The 24,700-nt window shown below is 33.5% G+C and carries 18 protein-coding genes; 17 read left to right on the top strand and 1 reads right to left on the bottom strand.

The window, feature by feature from the left end:
* Positions 1-891: 891 nt before the first annotated feature.
* The 14 genes from Q0910_RS16205 to Q0910_RS16140 all read left to right on the top strand — a co-directional run bounded on the left by Q0910_RS16205 (position 892) and on the right by Q0910_RS16140 (position 21,027).
* Positions 892-1,827, top strand: coding sequence for a tail fiber protein (locus tag Q0910_RS16205; protein WP_299218678.1), 936 nt, complete (start codon positions 892-894; stop codon positions 1,825-1,827).
* Positions 1,828-1,861: 34 nt separating this feature from the next.
* On the top strand, positions 1,862-2,398 hold the full coding sequence (locus tag Q0910_RS16200) for an OmpH family outer membrane protein (RefSeq protein WP_299218675.1): 537 nt from the start codon (positions 1,862-1,864) through the stop codon (positions 2,396-2,398).
* A gap of 20 nt (positions 2,399-2,418) precedes the next feature.
* Positions 2,419-3,069 carry a hypothetical protein gene (locus tag Q0910_RS16195; protein WP_299218673.1) on the top strand — a complete coding sequence of 217 codons (651 nt, stop codon included), beginning with the start codon at positions 2,419-2,421 and terminating at the stop codon, positions 3,067-3,069.
* A gap of 164 nt (positions 3,070-3,233) precedes the next feature.
* On the top strand, positions 3,234-8,456 hold the full coding sequence (locus Q0910_RS16190) for a hypothetical protein (protein ID WP_299218671.1): 5,223 nt from the start codon (positions 3,234-3,236) through the stop codon (positions 8,454-8,456).
* Between the two features lie 52 nt (positions 8,457-8,508).
* Complete coding sequence (locus Q0910_RS16185; protein ID WP_299218669.1) at positions 8,509-13,017, top strand: RHS repeat-associated core domain-containing protein; 4,509 nt, start codon at positions 8,509-8,511, stop codon at positions 13,015-13,017.
* Between the two features lie 455 nt (positions 13,018-13,472).
* The gene (locus Q0910_RS16180; protein ID WP_366142674.1) at positions 13,473-13,925 is read left to right on the top strand and encodes an AI-2E family transporter; all 453 of its coding nucleotides are present in this window, start codon (positions 13,473-13,475) and stop codon (positions 13,923-13,925) included.
* Between the two features lie 87 nt (positions 13,926-14,012).
* Complete coding sequence (locus tag Q0910_RS16175; protein ID WP_299218667.1) at positions 14,013-15,323, top strand: hypothetical protein; 1,311 nt, start codon at positions 14,013-14,015, stop codon at positions 15,321-15,323.
* A 29-nt stretch (positions 15,324-15,352) separates the two neighbouring features.
* Entirely contained in the window at positions 15,353-16,150 is a 798-nt protein-coding gene (locus Q0910_RS16170; protein WP_299218665.1) for a hypothetical protein, read from the top strand.
* Positions 16,151-16,153: 3 nt separating this feature from the next.
* On the top strand, positions 16,154-17,143 hold the full coding sequence (locus Q0910_RS16165) for an alpha/beta hydrolase (protein ID WP_299218662.1): 990 nt from the start codon (positions 16,154-16,156) through the stop codon (positions 17,141-17,143).
* A gap of 24 nt (positions 17,144-17,167) precedes the next feature.
* Positions 17,168-17,719, top strand: coding sequence for an NAD(P)H-dependent oxidoreductase (locus Q0910_RS16160; RefSeq protein WP_299218660.1), 552 nt, complete (start codon positions 17,168-17,170; stop codon positions 17,717-17,719).
* Between the two features lie 5 nt (positions 17,720-17,724).
* Positions 17,725-18,735 (top strand): Atu2307/SP_0267 family LLM class monooxygenase, encoded by a 1,011-nt coding sequence (locus tag Q0910_RS16155; RefSeq protein ID WP_299218658.1) that lies wholly within the window; start codon positions 17,725-17,727, stop codon positions 18,733-18,735.
* 6 nt (positions 18,736-18,741) lie between these two features.
* A complete protein-coding gene (locus Q0910_RS16150; protein ID WP_299218656.1) occupies positions 18,742-19,500 on the top strand; it encodes a DUF481 domain-containing protein in 759 nt (252 codons plus the stop codon).
* Positions 19,501-19,516: 16 nt separating this feature from the next.
* Positions 19,517-20,563: a mechanosensitive ion channel domain-containing protein gene (locus Q0910_RS16145; protein WP_299218654.1), complete on the top strand. Its 1,047-nt coding sequence runs from the start codon at positions 19,517-19,519 to the stop codon at positions 20,561-20,563.
* Positions 20,564-20,580: 17 nt separating this feature from the next.
* Positions 20,581-21,027 (top strand): hypothetical protein, encoded by a 447-nt coding sequence (locus tag Q0910_RS16140; protein ID WP_299218652.1) that lies wholly within the window; start codon positions 20,581-20,583, stop codon positions 21,025-21,027.
* 44 nt (positions 21,028-21,071) lie between these two features.
* On the opposite strand, the gene Q0910_RS16135 is transcribed toward Q0910_RS16140, so the two are convergent.
* Positions 21,072-21,665, bottom strand: coding sequence for a cyclic nucleotide-binding domain-containing protein (locus Q0910_RS16135; protein ID WP_299218650.1), 594 nt, complete (start codon positions 21,663-21,665; stop codon positions 21,072-21,074).
* A gap of 107 nt (positions 21,666-21,772) precedes the next feature.
* Here Q0910_RS16135 and Q0910_RS16130 point away from each other — a divergent pair, with 107 nt between their 5' ends.
* The 3 genes from Q0910_RS16130 to Q0910_RS16120 all read left to right on the top strand — a co-directional run bounded on the left by Q0910_RS16130 (position 21,773) and on the right by Q0910_RS16120 (position 24,649).
* A complete protein-coding gene (locus tag Q0910_RS16130) occupies positions 21,773-22,651 on the top strand; it encodes a helix-turn-helix transcriptional regulator (protein WP_299218648.1) in 879 nt (292 codons plus the stop codon).
* Positions 22,652-22,754: 103 nt separating this feature from the next.
* Positions 22,755-23,546: an SDR family NAD(P)-dependent oxidoreductase gene (locus tag Q0910_RS16125; protein WP_299218645.1), complete on the top strand. Its 792-nt coding sequence runs from the start codon at positions 22,755-22,757 to the stop codon at positions 23,544-23,546.
* A gap of 29 nt (positions 23,547-23,575) precedes the next feature.
* Complete coding sequence (locus Q0910_RS16120; protein ID WP_299218643.1) at positions 23,576-24,649, top strand: adenylate/guanylate cyclase domain-containing protein; 1,074 nt, start codon at positions 23,576-23,578, stop codon at positions 24,647-24,649.
* Positions 24,650-24,700: the final 51 nt, after the last annotated feature.

The following is a 24,700-nucleotide window of genomic DNA, read 5'->3' as shown; positions in this document are numbered from 1 at the left end:
ATTCATTTTTAATCATCATGTCAGATTTAATAAAGAATTGATTTCTCCAATCATATATCCTATATTGAATAGTTGTTTTTAATAGACTTATCTATCAAATCATATTCTTTCTACGCATAATCACTTTTATGCAAAATTTCTCTCTGACCCCTATGATATCGAAAATACTATTTAAGAAGTAAAAGAAATCAAAATAAAATTGTATCGATGGGTACAAAAAGACCTTCGTTACCATTTATTATGCGTACTTCCTCGAAAAAATAGTTAGTTGTTAAATTATAAATCAACCATTTTAATTTTGATTTTAGAATTTATAGAAGTACTAAATAATAAGTGGAATTATACCTTTTAAAACTTATTTAAAGACAAGATACGGATATCATAAAATAGTGTAGACATAAGCCAGGAGTGTTTCTAAAAGTCCAAGAAATAAGTCACTCAGAATCTTTTATGGGATAAGAGGCCATAATTGAAAAAACTGAATAGGTATTAAATCAATTATCTCTTACAGTATAAGGGTCATGACGAATATACCTTAATTAAGTGTATACTCTGTTTCTGAAAAGTAAAACATAATCTGAATCTTGTTTCTGATAATGATTTTAATATCAATAATTGATAAAAATAAATACAAAGTTGAAAATGGTTGGGTAAGATTGTGCTCTATTTCGACACAGATATTTAGAATGAACCAAATTAAAAATATAGAATCCCACAATGATGAAAAATTATTCCTTGTCTTTCAGGAGACTGTTACTTATATCAACCTCATATCAGATAGTTTTTATTTACTATCCAAGATCAATATTTATTCTTTAACCAAGTAACGAACGAAATATTAGTGATACCCTTTTTTTAGTTAAAAACATAAATACATAAAATTAAATTACAATGAAAAGCACACAATTATTATTAATATCTTCATTTGTTTTCTTTTTTAAAACAAATGCACAAAATACCTTTCCTTCAGAAGGAAACGTAGGTATTGGAACAGTTTCACCTTCTTCAATATTCGAAATTAATAATGGTAATAACTTAAGTCCATCTTCTTTTAATGTTGATTTTAACCATAATTATGTTCAATACAACCTAAACAGGCAAACTGATGATAGTCAGTCGTCTATCTTAAAATTAAGTAGTAAGAGAATGAGTGGGTCTAGTATAAACAAAGGAGGTTCTTTATTCTGGTTAGAATATGATGCTTCTGCAATACTTTCTGGAACTAAGGTAAACAAAGCATTTACAGCTATCGGGAATGATGGTTTAAATGAAACTTCACTCGCGTATTGGCAACATAATAGTGATTATTCAATTTTTAGAAAAAGCAGCTTGCTAAGATTAAATGCAAACTCCAAATATCTGAAAACAGATATTAATACCGATCATGCAAATCACATCCGTTGGGAATTTAATGGTCTCGAAAAAATGAGAATACAAAGTAATGGAAATGTGGGTATTGGAACCAATGTTCCTGATTCTAAACTCACAGTGAAAGGCAAAATCCACGTAGAAGAAGTACTGGTAGATCTCTCCGTACCTGGTCCAGATTATGTTTTTGCAAATGATTATAAGCTATGGTCATTAGACAAACTTCGTCAGTATATCCTAAAAAACAAACATTTACCTAATATCCCTTCTGCCAAAGAAATGAAAGCTAACGGAGTAGAGTTAGGTATTATGAATATGAAGCTTTTAGAAAAGATAGAAGAGCTAACGTTGTATACACTGGAACAAGAGAAGAAACATGAAGAGCAGCGTGAAATCAATCAAAATTTAAAAAACCGATTATCTAAACTAGAACAATTCTTATCAAAAGAAGAACATTAATAATATAAAATCAGAACTCAAAAAGTAATTTAGGATGATCAACAAATCAGTATTACTCATATCATTAATAGCATTGATGACATGCATATCTTCTTTTTTTTATTTCCAATCAGAATCAGACCTGGTTTATGTAGATGTTAATAAATTATTAGATGGCTACAATCGTACTAAAACAGAACGAAAAACTTTTAATATAAAAGCAGCAACATTAAAAGCTAATGTAGATAGTTTAGTTACCAACTGGCAGGTAGAACTAAAGAACTACGAAAAAGAGCGAGTCTCTATGTCTAAAAAAGAGATAGCACTAAAACAAGAACTTTTGGCTAATAAACAACAACAAATCAATAACTATCAACAAGTTATACAAAAACAAATACAAGAAGAAGATCAAAAGATAACACAAACCGTCATTAATGATATCAATGACTATGTAAAAGAATATGGCAAGAATAATGGGTATAAACTCATTTTTGGAGCTAGCGGCAGCGGAAATATTATGTATGCGGATAAGGCATCTGATCTTACAGCAGAAATTCTTGAGGGACTTAACAAAAATTATGTGGAAAAATAACACAATCAAAACTTGCTTGTTTGACAGATAATAATAATCAAGAGATGCAAATAATAAATAGATATAAATTATGCATAATAGCAATATTCATTGGATCGTTTTTCACAGGTTGCAATCAAAAAACCTTTACCTCAGAAGAAGCATTATGGGGTTACATGAAAGAAGAGTCCAGTAGATATATCCAATATAAATCCGTAAATGGTGTAAATTTTTCATTGACTTATCGCCCAACCGATTTATTGGTCAATCAAGAACTTAGATCTAACAATGCTTCAGTAATGTTAATAGATAGCCTTAGAAATAAATATAAGAAGTATATGTATTTCAACTTAGCGATGTCTATAAACAACCAAGAAGTATTGACAAGTATGGCTGGTAATAAAAATAAATTCGGAGCAATGGTAAATCAATTAGCCTTTGGAATGGCAGAACGTGTGCATCTATATACCTCAAAAAAAGATACTATAGCCATGCTGGATTATATCTATCCTAGAATGTATGGAATGAGTAATAGTACAAATATATTATTGGTATATCCAAGAGACAAAAAAATAGTAGAAGAAGAGTATATCAATTTAAGTATAGAAGATATTGGATTGTTTACTGGGGAGATCTCTTTTAAAATCCCTACAACTCCTTTAAAAAATGAACCTGTATTAGATTTTAAATAAAAAATATTTCAAAGGTTTTTTTATGATGTATATCTATAAAAGTGGTTTTGTGATTATAAAATCAACAACAGAAAAGACCAGTTTCTTTTATTCACTTCTTTGATTGTGTAAAGAAGTGAACATAAAAAATAAAAAAAGTAAATAATAAAATAAAGATTTTGACTATGTCCAAAACAAAATTTTCACATAAAGTCATTGCAGTGTTTTTAACACTTAATTTTTTACATTCTTTTGTACCTTACAATATGTTGTTAGCAAATAACAACGGGCCTGCGGCACCAGAGGCATCTAGTTTTGAACCTGTAGATGCTTCAGATATGGTGAATCTGGCAACAGGAGATTTAGCATATGTATTGCCATTACTAAATGTTCCTTCGCCAGAAGGAGGATATCCCCTATCATTATCATATCATGCCGGTATAGCAATGGATCAAGAGGCTTCTTGGGTCGGATTAGGTTGGACATTAAATCCAGGAGCTATAAATCGTTCAGTAAATGGATATCCAGATGATTGGAATGATGCTAGATTTAAAGAATATTTCTATGACAAAGGAGGTGAAAATAGCACGTATACAGGAAGTTTAGGATACACTTCTTTTTCAACCGCAGGAATGTCGGTTGGTTTATCCTTATCATATTCTGATGATAGAGGTTTTGGAGGTTCCGTTAGTTACGGTTTTGGCCCAAGTAATTTAGTGAATGCTGGTGTTAGTGTAGGTACCGACGGAGCTTCTATTAATGTTTCGACGGGTATCCCAAATTCTTCTTTTTCGGTGGGAGGTAGTATAGGAACTAATGGTGTTGGGGTCAATGTTGGTTTTGGTTTTGACGCTAAAGTTGGAACTAATAACAAAGGTTTTTGGAATAAAAACATTGGTTTAGGGTTAAATTCTAGTTGGAGTGGCGACATCTCTGCTAATGCTAGTTATAGCGCTGGCGAGGGAAATAAGAAAAACAGTATTGGTATTAATTTTTCTTCAAAAGGAGTAAATATTTCAGGGAAAATTAAAGGAGTAGGTGCCGGAACTAATATTGCTTTTGAGAATGCCATTTCACAAAGTGATTACAATATTAAAAAAAATGGATTTTTCATACCAATCATTATTCCTACTGGAGAAGGGATGATTACCGCAAGTTTCGGTTATCAGAAAACAAAATACTATTTAGATAAATTAGAAAATACCTCAATAACAGGTCCTATTCATTTTAAGGATACAGAAGCTACTAAGAAAAGATGGATATGCATTTTTTATCCTAATGGTACACCTAACTTTCAATTAACACATGAAGTGAACCCAGATCACGTTCATCCTAATACTAATTACCAAATTACTTCGGTAAACGATATAACCGCTTTTAACGATATTTACGAAGTAGATTTTCGTGGTAACTCAAAGGCTGTTGAGCTTGATAATAATAATGCAGTATTTCCTAATTACGATAATTACAGAGTAACCGCTCAAGGATTATCAGGTTCTATGAAACCAGGCGTATATAAAAACAGTGCCTTACTTGGCTTTACAAAGGATATTGAAAACAATGATAATAAATATAAAATTTCTTATAAAATACAAGATAATTCTACAACGGGGTTTAATATAAATCCCAATTTTCATTTTGAAAATGAATATTCATCTTCATTATTAATTGAGCCTGCAAATTTCATTACTGATATCCAACCTACAGATATTTTTGGGTATCTTAATTATGCTCCATCTACAGAGATTTCTCATAAACGAGGAGGAAGATTTGTAGAGTCATTTACCAATAAGGAACTAGCAAATAATTCAAGTTTTAATAGTGGTTTACTAAAACCGAATGCGTCTATTAATTATGGAGATAGTACTTTATTTGAACCGGATGGAATTGGAGCTTTTAAAATCACCTCTACTGATGGTAAAACCTATCATTACGCTCTACCAGTTTACAATCATGAAGTAGTTTCCAGGCAATTCGGTTTTATCGCTGGAAAACCAGATGAAGATGATGCTTTTTTCGAAAAAAGACAATTAAAAAAATATGCCACGCATTGGTTGTTAACTGCAGTTACAGGACCTGATTTTGTAGATACTAACGGAAATAAGTTAGCGGATGAAGGAGATTATGGATATTGGGTAAACATGGAGTATGGTAAGTGGAGTGATGGTTATATATGGTACGCTCCTCATGGTAAAGAATATAATACAGATCGTAACAATCCAGATGTTAAAAATTATACATGGGGGAGAAAAGAAATTTACTATCTCGATAAGATCAGCACTAGAACGCATACAGCTCTTTTTGTAAAAGAAGAAAGAAACGATAGTCAAGGGAAACGACAGATTTATGAGCATCGTTTAAATAAAAACAATAAAACCACATTGGATTTTAAAGCTCAGACATTACTTCGTTTACGCGAAATTATTTTACTAAAAAATGAGGATGCCATTGGAGTTACAAAGACAAACTCGAGTGATTTAAGTTCTTTCCCACCTTCTAACTATAGTGATGTTTTAACTTTTTACGATCTTGAGTATGAGGGAGGAGGAACTAAGACGATCCGTTATAGCCTTCAGAACAATGTTCTGGACAGAAAAGATCTTAGTAATTGGGATAATTTAAGAAGTAAAGCTTTAAAGATTGTAGACTTTGCTGGTTACAACTATGAATTGGCAAATGATGCACCTTATACTTTTGGTGGTGTTAACGGTAGACTTTCTCTTAAACACCTTACCTTTAAAGGAAAAGGAGGACAACAATTAATGCCTCCTTATAATTTTGAATATCATAACCTTGGAAGTTATCGATTAAATCAAAAAGATGAATGGGGGTATAATAGGAACAATCCACAAAACTGGAGTTTACGGGAAATAAAGGTACCTACTGGGGGAAAGATTCAAATCGAATACGAGCCAGATTCCTTCACTTCTGCTACTAATCATGAATTGTTTTTTCCCGCTACAAATCCCAATGGTCAGAATGAAATCTTTATAGAATCATCAACTGACCCATTTATAGCCTATAATGCTACTATAGGGACTCAATTAAGTATCACCTACAGAAAACTTCTTTCTTGTAATAGGATAGAACACGACATAAATGGTGACCCATTACCTAACCCGCGAACTGAGTTTACATATGAGTCTTATAATGATATGGCAACAGTCACTCAAGTACTCAACGTAGGGTATAAACTAAAACTTCGTTTTAACAATCCTCGAAAAACACGAACTAGTGTATTCTATGATGGTCGAACTTGTGAAGATGTTTCGACAATACCTGATGTTAGCAAAGTAGATTTCCCTTCACAAGAATATACTACTGGTATACGAGTAAGGAGCATTAAGACTACTGATGAAATTGTGGAGTATACAACTTCCTATGATTATAATCATCCGGGGACAAATACTACATCAGGTGTAGTAAGTTATATCCCTTTTGTTCACGAAGTAACCGGAGAAGTTCCTTACGGTATAGAGCTCCCTCCTCCTATCCCTATGTATGGTCATGTAAAAACGACTGCCTATGGTAACAATAATGTATCACTTGGTCATATGCAATATGAATTTAAAGTATTACCTGTAAAACATAAAGATATAGTTATTGGATTTGCAGATATCCTTGAAGCTGATATAAGACAAAAACCAACAGTTCTGAATACGAGCAACAATGTACGTGTGAAAGCCACAAACACTATTATCAAGGATAACATGTCCAATTTAGGACAATTATTATCTACTTCGAGCTATAACAGTTATGGACAGTTAATTACCAAAACAATTAATAATTATAAATCACCTGAAAATATTAGTCAGGGAGTGGTCCAGGAGTCATTCCAAACGTATAAGGAAATAGATTATGTGTCTAATACAAATGAATCAGATAAGTGGTTGGTGAACTCCTCTACAAGAATAGTGTACCCTAGTGTTCTGGAATCTACGACAACTATTCAAGGAGGTTTTTCTAGCACCACTTATTTTGACAAATATGATAATACTTCTGCTCAATTATTAGAAACCAGAACCGAAAGTAGCGATGGAACCGAATTTAAAACTGAAGTTATTCCTGCATATACTAAATATCCAGTATTAGGAAGTAAAACTGATAACATTAGTAACAAAAATATGTTAACGCAAGAGGCGATGACAAAAAGTTACATAAACCAATCAGGAAATTGGATAGAAACTGGAGTCGGAATTACTACATGGAAAAATTGGGAGAATAACATCTGGAGAAAACATAAAACTTATATATGGGATGGCCAAACGAATACTGATGGACTATTTGTAGGCTTCACAGGTTCAGATGATGGGTTTAATTGGAACGTAAATGCTACAAGCCAATCTACGGATTGGAAATTATTATCCGAAATTTCTAAGTATGATAGGTATTCAATGCCCTTGGAAACAATAGACATAAATAACAATTATGTTGCTGTCAAAATGGGAGATAAAGAATCTAAAACTATTGCTGTTGGAAATGCTGCCTATAACGAAATGTATTATAGCGGAGCAGAATATATCTCAGGACCTAATTTTGATGATGAGATTTATGGAATTGGTCGCACTCAGTTAAAAGCCCACACTGGTAAATACTCAATAAATATTAGTACACAACAAGGGTTTAGAACTAAGATTCCTAATGGACATAGATCAGGAACATATAAAATATCAGTATGGGCATCTAAAGATAATTATACAAAAGCCATAATATATGATGGAAAAAGCTTAAAACCATTTAATGGAGAAAAAATCATAGCTGGTAATTGGGTACTACTAAATCATTATGTTGATTGGGATACAACTGAAAAAACAGTCTATGTAAGATCATCTTCAGGAAGTATTTATTTTGATGATATTAGGATACATCCAGTGCAATCTGCTATGGCTACTTATGTCTATAATGAATGGGATGAGCTTTCTGCTATACTAGGAAATAATAACCTGGCAACTACTTATACATATGATGCTGCAGGAAAACTAATCAAAACCCATAGTGAGGTTGCAGATGATGTTGGCCTTACTGGAGGTCTTAAAAAAATAGCAGAGTATCAATATACCTATAGCGAATCCATAGAGGGGACAAGCACAATTGATCCTCTTTTTGCCTCGGTTACCTATGGATCTTCAAGCGCAACTCATCAAACTTTTGTAGGAAAAGTAACTGGTGGTTCTGGTAACTATAGTTTTAAATGGTATAAGAGCACTGGATCATCAAGTACCGAATTTCAATCCTCTCCAGCAGGTACTAGTCCTTCGTTTACTTGGAACAACCTTTCTGGGTGCGATACCCGCTGGGTAAAACTTATAGTTACGGATAACCAATATTCTAATCTTGGAGAATCCTTACGTACAGTTAGAAACAACAATGAATGTGATGGTGGCTCTGGAGGAGATAATCATCAATAAAAGAGAAAATTCATATTTATAAAAATGATACCGCTTTTTAAAACTCAAACAAATGAAAAATCAATATAAAATCAAAAACATACTTTTTTTATTTTTTTCGCTCGCGTGTTTTTCTGTTTCTTATGGACAGGATTGTAATAATTGTTTCGACGATGGACCTTTAGGGTGCGGTGTACAAGGTTATTATGATGGTGATGGTGATGGTTATGGGGCAGGTGGTTTACAGTGTTTATATGGTAATTCTCCTGTAGCTAGAAGAGGAGGCGATTGTAATGACAACAATGCTTCCATTCGTCCAAGAACTTTTTATGTGGATGCAGATAGAGATGGTTATGGGACTGGATCTGGTGTTACATTGTGTCAAGGTCCATCTGCTCCCACAGGTTATTCTACTAATAACAAGGATTGTGATGACAACTCAGCTTCTATTACAGTACTGAAAAACTGGTATGCCGATAAAGATGATGACGGCTTTGGGCTATCATCTACACAGGTCTATAAATGCACGGTTCCTGGAAACATGATCAACCCTGTAAATATAGGTGGTGATATAGACGATAATAATTCTACAATTACTAATATCCCTCCAAGTACTTTTTATTACGATGGTGATAGAGATACATATGGAACAAATAGTAATACTGAGTATCGAAGTCACCCTTCCTCTTCTTTTTACATAACCAGAGGGGGAGATTGTAATGATAACAACCCCGCCTTAAACCCTGCTACAGTTTGGTATCTCGATACCGATAATGATGGTGTAGGTGTCTCTGGCTCTTCAAATAAAACTCAATGTTCAGAACCAACCACAGCCAACTACGCATTAATTAATGGAGATCTATGTCCTAATGAAGCTGGAGCACCAACAAATAATGGTTGTCCTCCGGATGATACAACTGTAGAACCTTATAACACAGTATTAACTATTACATATAATGTTAATGGCGAAGGTACTTCTAAAACTAAATCATATGCCGATAATTTAGGCAGACCAATACAGACGCAAAGTCTTGATATTTCGACGAATAAAGTATGGGCAAATCAAACACTATATGATGATCAGGGAAGAGCTATTCTACAAACATTAAGTTCACCAGTAAATACCAATGGTCATATTTTTTACAAGGAAGATTTCTTCTTAAAAACAGATGGTAGTAGCTATAACACATCTGATTTTGAAAATAATCCAGACACTCCTCCAATTGTTGGTAATCAGTCGAATACTCTGGGGTGGTATTATAGTGAAGCTAATACGTCTGAAGCATATCAAGATATTACGGATTACCCTTTTTCGGGTATCGTATACAGTACACTAAACCCAGGAACGGTTTTACGAACTGTCGGCGGTACTAAGATTAATGAAACATGGCCACAGTCTTATGCTTTTAGTGTGCCCGCTTCTCAGGAACTTTCTCAAAATAGTGCATTTGATGATATAAAATACGAAACCATTAAAACCATTAAAACAATTTCTCGAGATGTTCACGGAGCAGAAAATGTTGTATTTACGGATACTGATGGAAAAGTATTGGCCTTAGCTCGAAGCGGGGGAACAACTACTAGAACCATGACAATCCCTATTAGTGAGCAAGGTTTTATAGATGTTCATGTCCCAACAGGGAATAATATGGGTTTTTCGATAACTACTCCATCTGGTGTTTCTGTTATCATTCACAATCTGATTTCTGAAACAATAGCATCAGCGTCATCCTCTATGTCCAGTGGTTTCTATAGAGTAAGTATAAATGATTTAGAAAATTATAATGCTCAGGCTAATCCCGCTATAATTACCTATAAAGAGAATTATTATGATTATAGCCTTAATGAATATGATAAAACAGGACGATTAATTTCATCCAAACAACCACTCAATCATCTGGAAAGCACTTTCGAGTACAATACCCTGGGACAATTAATCTATAGTACTAGTCCTGATGAAGGGGAGGCTTGGTTTAAATACCGAAATGATGGACAAATTCGTTTTTCACAAAATAGCAAACAAAAGGCAGTCAATGAATTCTCCTATACCAATTACGATAATTTTGGGCGACCTATAGAAAGTGGAGTAATTTCAAACGCTGGCTTTACTACAATAGACCCAGATAGAATCTTACCTTCAGGCACTAAAAAAGAACAGCAACTTACTATGTATGATGTGCCAGATTATAATGGTTTAGGTACTGTATTAAATACTCTTGTATCTGAATATCAACAAAATTTTTTGTCGGGGGGTATTTCAAAAACATATGCTCCAGGTTCGTTAACAACCACTACCTGGTATAGTTATGATATTTACGGCCGTGTGGAATGGATGGTACAAAAAATAGAAGGGCTAGATGCTAAAACTATTGATTATGAATACGACCCCATCACAGGTGATGTTACAAAGATGTATTTTCAAAAACATAAAGACTCTGAGCGTTTTATTCATAGATATACTTATGACCCTCAAGATAACAGTTTGATAAAAGTGGAAACCTCCACAGATGATATAAACTATACAACTCATGCCGATTACACCTATTATGAGACCGGGTCTTTGAAACGTATGAAACTGGGAGGCGGTATTCAAGGGGTAGATTATGTATATAACTTAGTTGGGCAATTAAAAAGTATTAACCATCCCAGTTTGAGTGCTACTAATGATCCGGGAGGTGATGCGAATGATCTTTTTGGAATGGCTATAGATTATCATCAATCAGATTATATGCGTAGTTTGGATAATATTAAATCTACTACCTATGGTACAGATCAACTTAATGGGAATATAAAAGGAATACGTTGGAATAATGGGTATCAACCATTACCAAATGCACAAAATACATATTCATACCAATATAATCGTGATAATTGGTTGACTAATGCATATTATGGAGCGTATAATGCACCTTCTAACAGCAACGTTCCTATAGATATCACAAAGAACACCGAAGTATCTGGCACACAAAATTATGAAGCTTCCAATAGCATTCGTTTTTTACCAGGTTTTAGTGCAACCTCTGGAGCCGTTATAAAAGGAAAAATTATAGATGCAGATGGTTTACAAGAAAATAACAATGGCGATTACAATGTAACAGGCATTACCTATGATGCCAATGGTAACATTCAAACCTTAAATAGAAATAAAAACACCGAAGGAGGCAGCAATGCTATGGATGCATTAAGTTATACCTATAAAACTGACAAACCCAACCAATTATTACGGGTAGACGATACGGTAACAGCTACGACCAATGCAGATGACATTAAAGACCAGGATGGCAATAATTATGTGTATGACGAAATAGGGCAATTGATACAAAACAATGAAGAAGGAATTACGTATTCTTACAATGCCCGCGGCTTGGTGACTGAAGTAAAAAAGAATAATATGCCTCTAGTCAAATTCTTTTATAATGATAGGAATCACCGAATAAAAAAAGAGAATTATAATACTAGCGGTGTATTGCAAAATAGCACCTATTATGTTCGGGATGCTGTAGGTGCTACATTAGCAGTTTACAACAACAATACTATTGCAGAACACACTATTTATGGAACTAGTCAGTTAGGAGTTTATTTTAGACAATCTAATACAAGTGTTTATCAGCTAACTGATCATTTAGGTAATGTACGTGCCGTAGTGGGGAACAATGGCACTATCACCAATGCCGCTGATTATTATCCTTTTGGGACGGTGTTGCCAAATAAGCAACTAAGTGATGGTAATTATCGCTATGCCTACCAAGGACAGGAAAAAGACTCAGAAACAGGAAAAGAAGCCTTTCAGTTACGATTATGGGATGGTCGGATTGGCAGATGGTTAACTACGGATCCTTACGGAGAGTTTAGTTCTCCTTATTTAGGAATGGGTAATAACCCAATAAGCTTAACTGACCCAACAGGGGGTTGTACTGATGGTAATTGTCCTGATGAGAAGAATGGCGGAAATGACATTTATTACAAACATGGTAAAGAAATAATGAGAGTCGAAAATAATAAAGAAGGTAACCGATTTTACGAATTGACTCCTAATGATAAATTTACGACTGGATTTGAAGCTGTGAGTATACCGAATCCAATAAGAAATCCTTCAGTTTTGTTTGCAAATAATAAGACTGGATATGTATATTCAAAAAGGGATCTTTCGATTAGATTTGCATTATTAGGATTAGGCAGAAGCAATGTGGTTACTTCAGCAATGTTAAGAGCGGAAGCTTCAGGTAAATTTATGCCGTTGCATAGCAAGGAATATTATAGGGATTATGTCGCCAGATGGGAAACCAATAGTGCATTTTGGTTTGCAATTGAGGAAGGATACTTTAGTGCACCAGGAGCGGGAGGATCTAATGGAGGTGCTTTTTCAAGAGGGTCTCTAGCTGGATATCAAAAAGGACTTTCACAATTTACTAAAAGTATGAGAAATATAAAAAGACCTGGAGGAGGATATAGTCCTGCCTTTAAAGTTAACATAAGAAAAGCTTCCTTAACTAAAACTAGATGGAATCAATTTCAAAGTTCACACAAAGGTCAATTTAAAAACCCATCTGCTGCTTATAATAGGATATTTTATGGTAAATAAATTACTTAGCTCTTCAAAGTGGTAAGGCTAGATATAAAACAGTATTAAAAAGTCTATTGTAATCAATAGTTCGTGATTACAAATATTAAAGATTAGCAGTAGATGGGTAAATAATCCTTTGCCCATCTATTGTTTTATAAACGTATTACTGTTGAAGTGTTATTTTCATTACCCAACAAGCATTCCTCAACTAATTCTTTTAACATTAAAAACAGAATTTCCTCAATTTTATTTAAGTAGTCATATAATATCGTTAGAACTTTATTTTTTTGAACACTAATTTTAATAAACTTAAGTAGTAATCGAAATAATTGACAAAAAAGCAAAAAACCTTGTAAACACTAATATTTACAAGGGATTTATTAAAAAAGTGCGGGCGAAGCGATGATTATCGAACTTTTTAATGGAAGATTTCGACTTAATAATCAGTAAATCAGTTATTTTGTAAAAGTTCTATTTTACATAATTTAGAGTATCAATATGAGGGTTTTTCTAGGGGCTATATTTTTTTAGCACTCATGGATGTTGATGCGCCGTTCTTTTGGGCACTGCTAATGTTCTTGTTAAATTATATTCCTACCGTTGGGTCTTTGATTGCAACAATTTTTCCAGCAGTTTTTAGCTTGGTACAGTTTGGAGAGTTTACACCATTTTTAATTATTTTGATAGGCTTAGGAATTCTTGAATGGTTTGTTGGTAACGTCCTAGAGCCGAAAATAATGGGTAATTCATTAAATATAAGCCCTTTAGTTACTATCATAGCACTAGTAATTTGGGGACAAATTTGGGGAATAACTGGAATGCTACTTAGTGTCCCCATTACAGTCACAATGGTTATTATATGCTCACAATTTAAAAATACCAAGGCAATTGCCATTTTACTGTCAGAAAATGGAGAATTAAATTAAGTCAATATCCATTTCTTAATTTAAGTTAATGTTTAAGTATTGATTATTCTGTAGGTTGTGGTCGTTAATTAAAACGATAACATCACTATGAAAACACAAATAACGCTTCTTAGTTTGTTTCTACTCTTATCAGTAAGTTGCAAAGACACCTCAAAGAACAAACTTGACAATACTACTAACGAAGATAAATCTTCGATAGTAGTTAATGACAACATGTTAATCAATGGTGCCAATACTTTGGCATTTGGCCCAGATAATATACTATTTGTAGGCGATAGCAAAGACGGTAAACTATATGCCATTCCAACTAAAGCTAATGAATTAAAAGATGCAGTTCCTTATAACATGGAAGGTTTTGACATTATGATGGCTGAGAAACTAAACATTGAATCCAGAGATGTTATCATTAATGATATGAAAATTCATCCTGTAAGTCAAGAAGCATATGTATCTATAAAATTAGGACATCAACCAGATGCAAAATCAGTAATAGCAATTGTTAATCCAGCTACTAAAGATATTCAGTTACTAGAAATTACAAATAATGACACCAAAAGCATTTCAATAAACAATCCTGCCTCATCAGATTTAATGTTTTGGAACGAAACGCCAGCAAGTAGCCTTAGCATTACAGATATTGATTATCATGATGGCTATGTTTATATCGCTGGACTCACCAATAGCGAGTTCGCCTCTACACTTCGAAAAATTGAATATCCTTTTACAGACAGTCAAGAAATGGTGAATAGTGTAGAAATTTATCATGCAGTTCACACGCAAAACGAAACCAGGGCGCCGATACGCACAATGTTATTTGATGAATTAGACGGAAAATCTACATTACTAGCAAGTTATACCTGCACACCTTTAGTCACTATTCCTGTTGATGACATCCAAGAAGGTGCTGATGTGAAAGGAAAAACCATTGCCGAACTTGGTTATGGAAATACACCAATAGATATGTTGGTGGTAACTACACAAGGCTTTGATGGCTCGATGAGTAAGAGTTTAATAGTGACCAATAAGAATAGAGGTGGAACAATGATTCCCTTAAATTCAGTGATTGCAGGTGCTAAAGGAAATGGAATGGCTGGAAAGCAAGCTATGTTTGCCACAGGTTTGGAAGGCATTCAAGAAATTCCAACAGCAAATGTGATGCAAGTAGATATTCAAAACACCCAAATGTTGGGAATGGTTCGTCGAAATATTGAAACAGGTGATATTGATTTGGTTTCAGAATTAACAGGCACATTTTTAAGATTAAGCGATTTCATTTCTGAATATGATTTTCCGGATTACCAATATCCAGAAGCTCAAGCTGGCACAAAACAATACCACGATATGGTAAAACAAATGGAAGGTTATGCAGATTTAACCTCTGAAAAAATGGGAAGATAAACTACTTATTTTTAGTGTTGATTCAGGTAATGAAAACCTTTCTAATAGTTTTTTGGTTGATAGTGTTGACGGCTTGTAATAAGCAAGCTGAAAAACCTTTTGTGCAAGCCGTTTATCCAACTTCTAAAGTGCTACCTGAAAATTTACTTAGAATATATATTCAGTTTTCTCAACCCATGAAAACAACTGGGAATATTGAAAAAATCAAATTAATTGATAATCATGATAATGAAGTGAAAAATGTGTTCTTCAATAACGCTACCGAACTTTGGAACAAAGAACAGACACAGCTCACACTCATTTTAGACCCAGCTCGTGTAAAAACAGGCTTAAAAGCAAATGGGACTTTAGGGTATGCTATAAAGCCAAACCAAAATTACACGCTTATTATAGAAGATTTAGAAGATGTATATCATCAAAAAATGACAACATCTTTTAAAAAGAATATAACTGTAGAAAATGCGGATACACGAATTCCTGAGCCTAAGAACTGGAAATTAAATATTCCAGAAGTAAATAGTAATAAGAGCTTTATAGTCCACTTTTCTCAAATATTAGATTACAATTCGTTAAGGCAACGACTCATTATTACTGATACTAAAAATAATCCTATTGAAGGTTCTGTCTCTATTAAAAATCAAGAAACCCAATGGAGCTTTCAACCCAAAGAATATTGGGAGTCTGGAGATTATATTTTGCATATAAATAAACGTTTAGAAGACCCTTCTGGCAATAACCTCAATGGATTATTTGACCATAAAGTTGGAAGTTTAAAATATTCAAGAGAAGGTGTTCTTGAAAAAATTCCATTTACCATAAAACCATAAAATATGAGAATAAAGAACATTTTTAAGTTAGTAATAATTGTATTATCATTTTTAGTAATTGTCGCTTGTAAGGAAAAACAAGTAAACGAAAACCAGACTGAAGTGACTACGGAAAATCCTCAGAAAGAATTACATAGTCTTCAATCGACTACCGAAACATTTTTTCCTGGATTCAAGGATGTGGATGTTACGATAGATGGCATTAATATTCATGCAATAGTTGGTGGTTCTGGAGAACCTTTATTGCTATTACATGGCGCGCCAGAATCTCACGTGATGTGGCGCGATTTGGGACCAAAACTTGCAAAAAAATATACCGTAATAATACCAGATTTACGTGGCTATGGTCGAAGCGACAAGCCACGCGAAGGAGATTATTCCAAGAGACGGATGGCAAAAGACCAAATAGAATTAATGAACGAGTTAGGATATGGTTCTTTCCTTATTGCTTCTCACGATAGAGGCTCTCATGTTGCCAGAAGATTAGCCAAGGATTACCCAAAAGCCGTTAAGAAGATGGTCATTATGGACGTTATACCTGCAACCTATGTTTGGGAGCATATAGATGGTAAAGTAGCCAATAGGTTCTGGGCTTGGTCATTTTGGACGCAGTCTTATCCTTTGCCAGAAAACCTTATGGGTCCACAAGCTGGGGCATTTGCAAAATCAGTTGCTGGTGATGATGTGAAAGCCGGTGAAGACTATGCCGCGACTAATGGAACAGCCGATGCTTTCCACGCTATGTGCGAAGATTATAGAGCCAGTAAAGGTATAGATATAGAACATGACAAAGCAGATGCCCATATAAAAATTAACGTCCCAACCCTGGTCATTTGGGGTAAAAAATCAAATACGGGGAATTTTGATTACCCAGCTATTTGGAAAGACGAAGTGAATGACGTGTCCTTTTTAGAATTGGATGCCGGACATTTCATTGTAGAAGAAAAACCTCAAGAAGTACTAGACGCAACACTATCTTTTTTAACCAAGTGAACGAAGCATAAAACCAATAAAAAAATGAAAAAAATACTAGCCTTCGGTGCAAGTAATAGCACGACATCAATTAATAAAACTTTAGCAACTTTTGCAGCCAACCAACTCAGAGATGTAACGGTTACTGTTGCCGATTTAAACGATTATGCATCGCCATTATACTCTGTTGACCAAGAAAAAGAAAGTGGTGTAGATAAAAAAGCAATGGATTTTTATGCACTAATCAATGCGAACGATGCTATTGTGATTTCCCTTGCTGAATATAATGGTTTACACACATCAGCCTTTAAAAATCTATGGGATTGGTTATCCAGAATTCCCATGGAAAAACCAATGAATATTTGGGGAGGAAAGCCTATGTTTTTATTATCAACTAGTCCAAGTAAAAGACTAGAAAGCAATGTGTTTAAAATTTCCAAAGAATTGTTCCCTCATTTTGGAGCTATGATTGTAGCCGATTTTCATTTACCTTCTTTTAATCATTTTTTTAAAGGTGGAAACATTGTAGAAGCGGAATATAAAGCATCTTTTGGTACACAGAAAAGTAAATTTCAAGAGTACTTAGATAGACTATAATTATTATGGAAATAGGAATAGATAGTTTTGCAGCCTCACCAAAAGGACACGAAGATAGCGTCAAAGCCATTCAAGAACTGTTAGAACGCATAGAATTAGCGGACCAAGTTGGGCTGGATGCCTTTGGGATAGGAGAACATTACCGAAAGGAATTTTTAGATGCCGCACCAACCACAATTTTAGCAGCAGCAGCTGCACGCACAAAAAACATAAGACTAACTAGCGCTGTAACTGTATTAAGTACCTCAGACCCTGTTCGTGTATTTCAGAATTTTTCCACTATCGATTTGATTTCTAATGGAAGAGCAGAAATTGTTGCAGGTAGAGGTTCATTTGTAGATTCATTTCCGCTTTTCGGTTATAATTTGAATGATTACGATGCTATTTTTTCTGAAAAATTAGAACTTCTTTTAAAAATTAGAGATAATGAAATAGTGAATTGGTCTGGACTTTTTCGTCCGCCACTTCGCGAACAAGCCATATATCCAAGACCTATCCAAAAAAAAATACCCATTTGGTTAGGCGTTGGAGGTACTGCTGCGTCTTTTGCAAGAGCTGGTAAATTAGGCTTACCCTTAATGGTTGCAGTTATTGGAGGGCAAACTCACAAGTTTGCACCTTTAGTGGAACTTTACCGAAAGATGGGAGAAGAAGCTGGTTTTTCACCTGAAGAATTAAAAGTCGGATTGCATTCTTTTGGTTATGTTGCCAATTCTAGAGAAGAAGCGATTACTGATTTTTATCCACGCTATATCGAAGTGATTGCCTCAATGAACAAAGAACGAGGTTGGGTGGCACCAACTCGTGAGCAATTTGAAAAACAGATAGATGAACAAGGAGCAATTGTTATTGGAAACCCTGAAGAAGTTGCCAAAAAAATAATTAGACACAGTAAAGCTTTAGGAGGTATTTCCAGGTTTAATTTTCAAATGGATGTAGGCTTATCGCATGAACAAATGAAAAAATCCATTGAACTAATTGGTAAAGAAGTAGTACCGCTAATAAATTCAAAATAATAGTGAATGCGTAAAATCCTATTTCTCATAATACTTAGTTCGATTAACACCTATAGTCAAACAGTTCAAAAAGATACGTTACAGTTTAAAGGAGATTTCAACTTATCCGGAAGCTTTACGGATGGAATAGAATTTCAACGCACATTTCAATTTGAGTTTAATCCAACTTTTGAAAAAACTTCTTGGAGCTTAGAGAATAAATTTCGATTTCTGTTTAGTGATTCTGATGACGAAGTATTGAATCGAAATTGGGACGCCTTAGTACTTTATAAATTTTATATCAATGGGCAGAAAAAATGGTATCCATTTTTAGTTACTGATGTACAAACTAATTTAGGTTATGAGCTGGAATTTCGTCTAGGCTATGGAGGTGGTTTAACCTATAAACCTACATTCAAAAATGGGAATAAACTACTATTTGCTTTTGCATCTATATATTACCGAAATAGATATACAGAATCCATATTTGTTAATAGTAATCGCATCGGAAATCAAAGAAATATGGTGCGATTGGTTTTACATTATAACGGAAGCACTCAAATTTTAAAAGATAAAATACTATTGAAAACCGATGGATGGTTTTTACAATCTACTAGAGAGAGCACAGACTATATTTTTAAACTATACGCGAGCCTAGAATTTAAAATTACTACAGTTTTTTCACTAACAGCTGATTACCGTTATAACTATGAAAATGTAAGCTTAGAGAGCTTAGATAATAACCAACAATTTACCTCAATAGGCGTCAGAGCAAATTTTGAATAAAAGTTTTAACTCAAATATGGATACTATACTCTCAGAACTTCAAGACATTAATAAAGAACTTTTTCAGGCTATTATAATGGTTATAGCAATACTTTCTGGGATAATTGCATACTGGCTACTATTTAAAGTAGTATCCATAAATCAAAAAAAATTTCCTACCACTATAAAAGAGCAACTTATTAAGTACTTAAAAAAGCCTACTAAATTACTCTTACCCCTTCTCTTTTTATATGGTTCTTTGTCAATTATTGATGCCAGTACTTTTTGGCAGAAATTGTTAGAGACGTTTATTATTTTAAATTTTATCTGGGTTTTGCTTTCTTTAGCGGAAGCTGTTGAAAACATATTAAAGGATAAGTTTCAAGTAGATGAAAACAAGGCTGAAGACAGAAACACAATTACCCAATTTAAATACCTTAAGCGCGTAGCTTATGCTATTATTATTGTCATTGGTTTAGCAATGGTATTATATAACATACCCGCAGCAAGAGCAATAGGAAACACCATTTTTGCTTCTGCAGGAATTGCTGGAATTGTAATTGGAATAGCCGCCCAAAAACCAATAGGAAATTTAATAACAGGATTTCAAATAGCCTTTTCAGATACCATAAAGATTAATGATGAAGTGGTCATTGAAGGAGAGTATGGTATTGTAGAAGATATTACCTTAACCAGCGTCATTGTGAAAGTATGGGATTATCGTAGACTTATATTACCTATGAGTTTCTTTAATGATAATTCTTTTGTTAACCGCACCTATAAATCTAACGAGCTTATCGGAACAGTCTATTTTTATGTTGATTATGCATTTCCGGTTTCTGAATTGCGTACAAAACTTAACGAGGTATTAAACGAAAATCCTTTATGGGATAAAAATGCAGCAACCTTGGTAGTTACTAATATCGATAAACAAGCCATGGAAATAAGAACGTCATTTAGCGCTAAGGATTCATCAGATTCTTGGAACCTGCGCTGTCAAGTACGGGAACAATTGATTGATTACATTCAAAAAACTCATCCTAAAACTTTATCCAATATTAGAATTCAAAACTTTAATAAATAACCTTTAAATATAAAATTATGAAAGCTCTAAAACTGCTTTTTAAAATTTCAGCAGTATTATGGATTGTCTGGGGTCTTGTTCACATTTTAGCTGGGGTACTAACAATGAATTTTACCTTATCAGGGGATATTTCTTCATCAATCGCTGGTATTGCAGATGCCATTAGCCCAGAGACACTTCAAATGGATTACCCTGAAGCTGCAGGCGCGCTTATCGGGCAACACGGTTTTAATCTTTTTTGGGTTGGTATTGTTACTTTGATAAGTGCTTTCTTTATTTGGAAGGGCAATAAAAATGCAATCTTTTTAGCAGCCATTACTGGTGGCTTGGTCGATTTGGGTTATTTCCTATTTATGGATTTAGGTGGATATGTAAATTTTGTTCCAGGTACGGTAATGACTATAGTTTCTGGCTTAGCAATTGTACTAAGTTTTTATGCTCATTTTAAAAGCAATAAAAAATGAATCAGACCAGAAAGCCTTTGATTTGTTTATTATTCCAAACAATTTTATTGAAGGCTTTCTAGTGTCCTTTTTTTCAATGTTTTACTGAGCCATTCAGGAGTCACCCCAAGAAAATTTGCGATTTTTCTCCAAGATACCTGCTTAATGATTTCAGGATATTTGCTATAAAGAAAATCGAGTTTGGTATCAATTCCCATAGCTTTAATAGAGATAAACATTTTATCCTCTAATAAGTTTTCCATCAACCGTTTTCGAAAATAAAGTCCAATACCATTAGAATACAAATAACTTTCATTAAATAAACTCTGCGGTATCATAACACCCTTTACATCCGTCACAGCAGAAACCAAATCATTTACAACTTCATTAGTTAAAAAACTCGAAATATTACTGCAAAGATTTTTAGGTCTAAAAAACCGTGTAATAGTTTGTTCATTTTTATTAAAATATTCGGTAACCACTATGCCTTCAGTAATATAAAGCATCTCAGTACACACTTTTGAGCGTGGAAAAATAACGTCACCCTTTTTATAGCTTACACTTTTTAAACCAAGCTTAAAAGTGCTCCATTCTTCTTCAAAAGACGCATCAGTATAGTTATAAATTTCATTTTTAAATAGTTCAATTGAATCTTCCATTATTGTCTGTAGTCGTACTAAAATACTATAAATAACAAATAACTTTATTGTTTTTTATTGAATTAATTCAATGAAAAACAAAACCAATATAAATAAATTTGATAGCAATGGAAAAAGATGAATTTATACATACACTCTTTGAATGTGATGAACCTAAAAAAGGTTTTGGTTTCCAACTGTTCAAAATGGAAGATGTTTTTACTTTGAAATCTTCATCCAATAAAAACCCCTTTGCTTCCCATCGTATAAATTTCTTTACATTGTTGTTAATGACCCAAGGTGAAATGACCCATCAAGTAGATTTCATCAAGTATGATATGGTTGAAGGGGATTGCCTTTTTATATCAAAAGAGCAAATACATAAATTTGACAAATCCCCTACCTACAAAGGGTATGTATTAATTTTTTCAGAAGATTTTCTACTTCGACATGTATCCCTATCCGCTTTCGCTAAAATAAGTTTTTTATCAAACTATCATTTAAATCCATCGTTTTTCAAAGATTTTGGGGACATTAATTTATTTATAAGTTTACTTAAAAGAGAGCTTTCTTTGGAACTAGGTGCTATGAAAGAAGATATCGTTGCATCTATATTAACGGTGTTCTTATTAAAGGCACAATTGCATACAAGTCATGCATTGAAATCTTATTTTGGGAATTATGGTCAGTTTGCAAAATTCCAAACACTCGTTGCTTCAAAATACAAGGATACACGATTGGTTAAAAATTACGCTGCTTTTTTAAATATTCCTTTAAAGCAATTGAACAATCTCTGTAGAACTTTTACGGAAAAGACAGCTAAGGAATACATTAGCAACTATATTATACTTGAAGCTAAACGTTGTTTAGTAGCGACAAACATCCCAATCAAGCAGATAGCTTACGACTGTGGTTTTAATGAGGCAACCAACTTTTTAAAGTTCTTTAAAAAAATTACCGGTGCCACTCCTAGTGAATTTAGAGAATTTAGGGAAATTAGAAGTTAGCAATTTTCAAAATAAAGCCTTTTTTAACCATAGAATAGATTCTTTTTACCTTTTTAAGCGCTCAGTGATTTGCTAAGTTTAGACTGAAAAAAAACCTAAATTAATGAATATAATCATCACAGGTGGTCACTCAGGAATGGGCTTAGAATTATCGAAAAAACTCTTATTAAATGGACATAGAATTGGTCTAATCGTTCGGAATCAAAAAAGAAAAGTGGATACTGAAAAACTGTTTCAAAAAGAAAGTATGGTTGATATATTTATTGCCGACTTAAGTAAACGTGAACAAATAGAAACCGTAGCTAATGAAATTAAATCAAATTGGGGAGAATTAGATGGTATTTTTAATAATGCAGGAGTTCTTTTAGATAAGCTTTATTATTCTGATTATGGAAACGAATTACAGCTCGAAATAAACGCTATCAGTCCGTATTTGCTTACTAAGGCTCTACTTCCAATGCTAGAGGTGTCAAAAAGTGCATTTGTTGTAAGTACTGTAACCTCAGGATTGCATAACAAAAAAACTATTGATATTGCTGCCTTTAAAAAACCTAAAAAATTCATCAAGCTCCTGGGTTCCTATATAGATTCGAAGCTTATCCTAATTACATTAATGAATAATTTAAGTAAACAACTCAAAACTATACGATTTGTTAACGTTGATCCTGGAGCTATAAAAACTAAAATGACATCTGGAGGTGGTATGCCTCTTTTACTCAAGCCCATTAGGAATTTATTTTTTAAAACACCTCAATATGGTGCAGACAACCTTTATAAAGGTGCATTTAACACGAATAATATTGGAAGCGGGATTTACCTTTCAGGTAATAAAGTAAAGCCCATTAAGGTGAACATTTCAAAAGAAGAAATTGAACAATTGCTGAAGTCCGATTAAAAGTAATTCAATCATTATTTCATATTATAATGAACACACACGTAAAGACTTATTTAAAACAATTAGCGTACTCAGTTATGTTTTGGGGGTTGTGTTTGGCTTTCTTTGCTGTTTTTAGATACCTTGGTATTAATCGTATACCTGAAATTACAACAAGCGTAAGTGTTAAATCTTTAGTTTATCAAAATTTAATCGCTTTGACTGCAGTAGGAGTGATACTTGGTATAGTATACGCTACAATAGATTTCTTTTTTGATAAACACCTATCTAAGAGTTTAAGCTTAGGAGCTAATCTTATTTTAAGAGCACTGATTTATTTTATCATTACAATTTTACTTTTGAGATTTTCTCAAAAAGTCGCTGAAGCTAATGGGATTAAATTAAATTTTGAAAAAGGCTGGTTTTGGTGGTTGAAAGATGAGCGATTTTTATCTATCTTACTTTATATCGCTTTTTGTTCTTTCTTTTTTCTATTAATGAAAATTGCGGCCGAGAGGTTTGGCAAAGGTGTATTCCTGAAGATATTAAGGGGTAGATATAGGATACCAAAAGAAGAGGAAAGAATATTTATGTTTTTGGACCTAAAGGATTCGACTACTATAGCTGAGAAGTTAGGACATCTAAAGTATAGCCAATTTATTCAAGATTGTTTCTATGACCTAAATATGGTCGTGTCCAAGTACGAAGCCGAGATATATCAGTATGTAGGTGATGAAGCCGTTTTAACTTGGCCATATGCTAAGGGAGTAAAAAATAATAATTGTATTAAGCTTTTTTATGATTTCAAAGAACAACAGAAATCTAGAAAAGATTATTATTATGGAAAATATGAGGTTTATCCTGAGTTCAAAGCAGGTCTTCATGGAGGACCTATTATGGTTGCAGAAGTTGGTTTTGTCAAAAAAGAATTAGCCTACCACGGGGATATCATTAATACCTCAGCAAGAATTCAGGCACAATGCAATACCTATAATGTATTCTTATTACTTTCAGATAAATTAATCTTAGACATGAACACTGAATATTTACTGAAGCCTAAAACATTGGGCAGTGTTTTACTTAAAGGAAAGCAGGAAGAAGTGACGATATACACTTTAGTTTAAAACTCGTAAAAGCTTTATAAATAAGTAGTTATTTTTTTATTTCCTATAAAG

Origin of the sequence: uncultured Aquimarina sp., from assembly GCF_947495315.1 — a bacterium.
Classification (GTDB): Bacteria; Bacteroidota; Bacteroidia; order Flavobacteriales; family Flavobacteriaceae; genus Aquimarina.
Note: the sequence above shows the minus strand (reverse complement) of the source record. Positions and strands in the feature narration are given on the sequence as shown.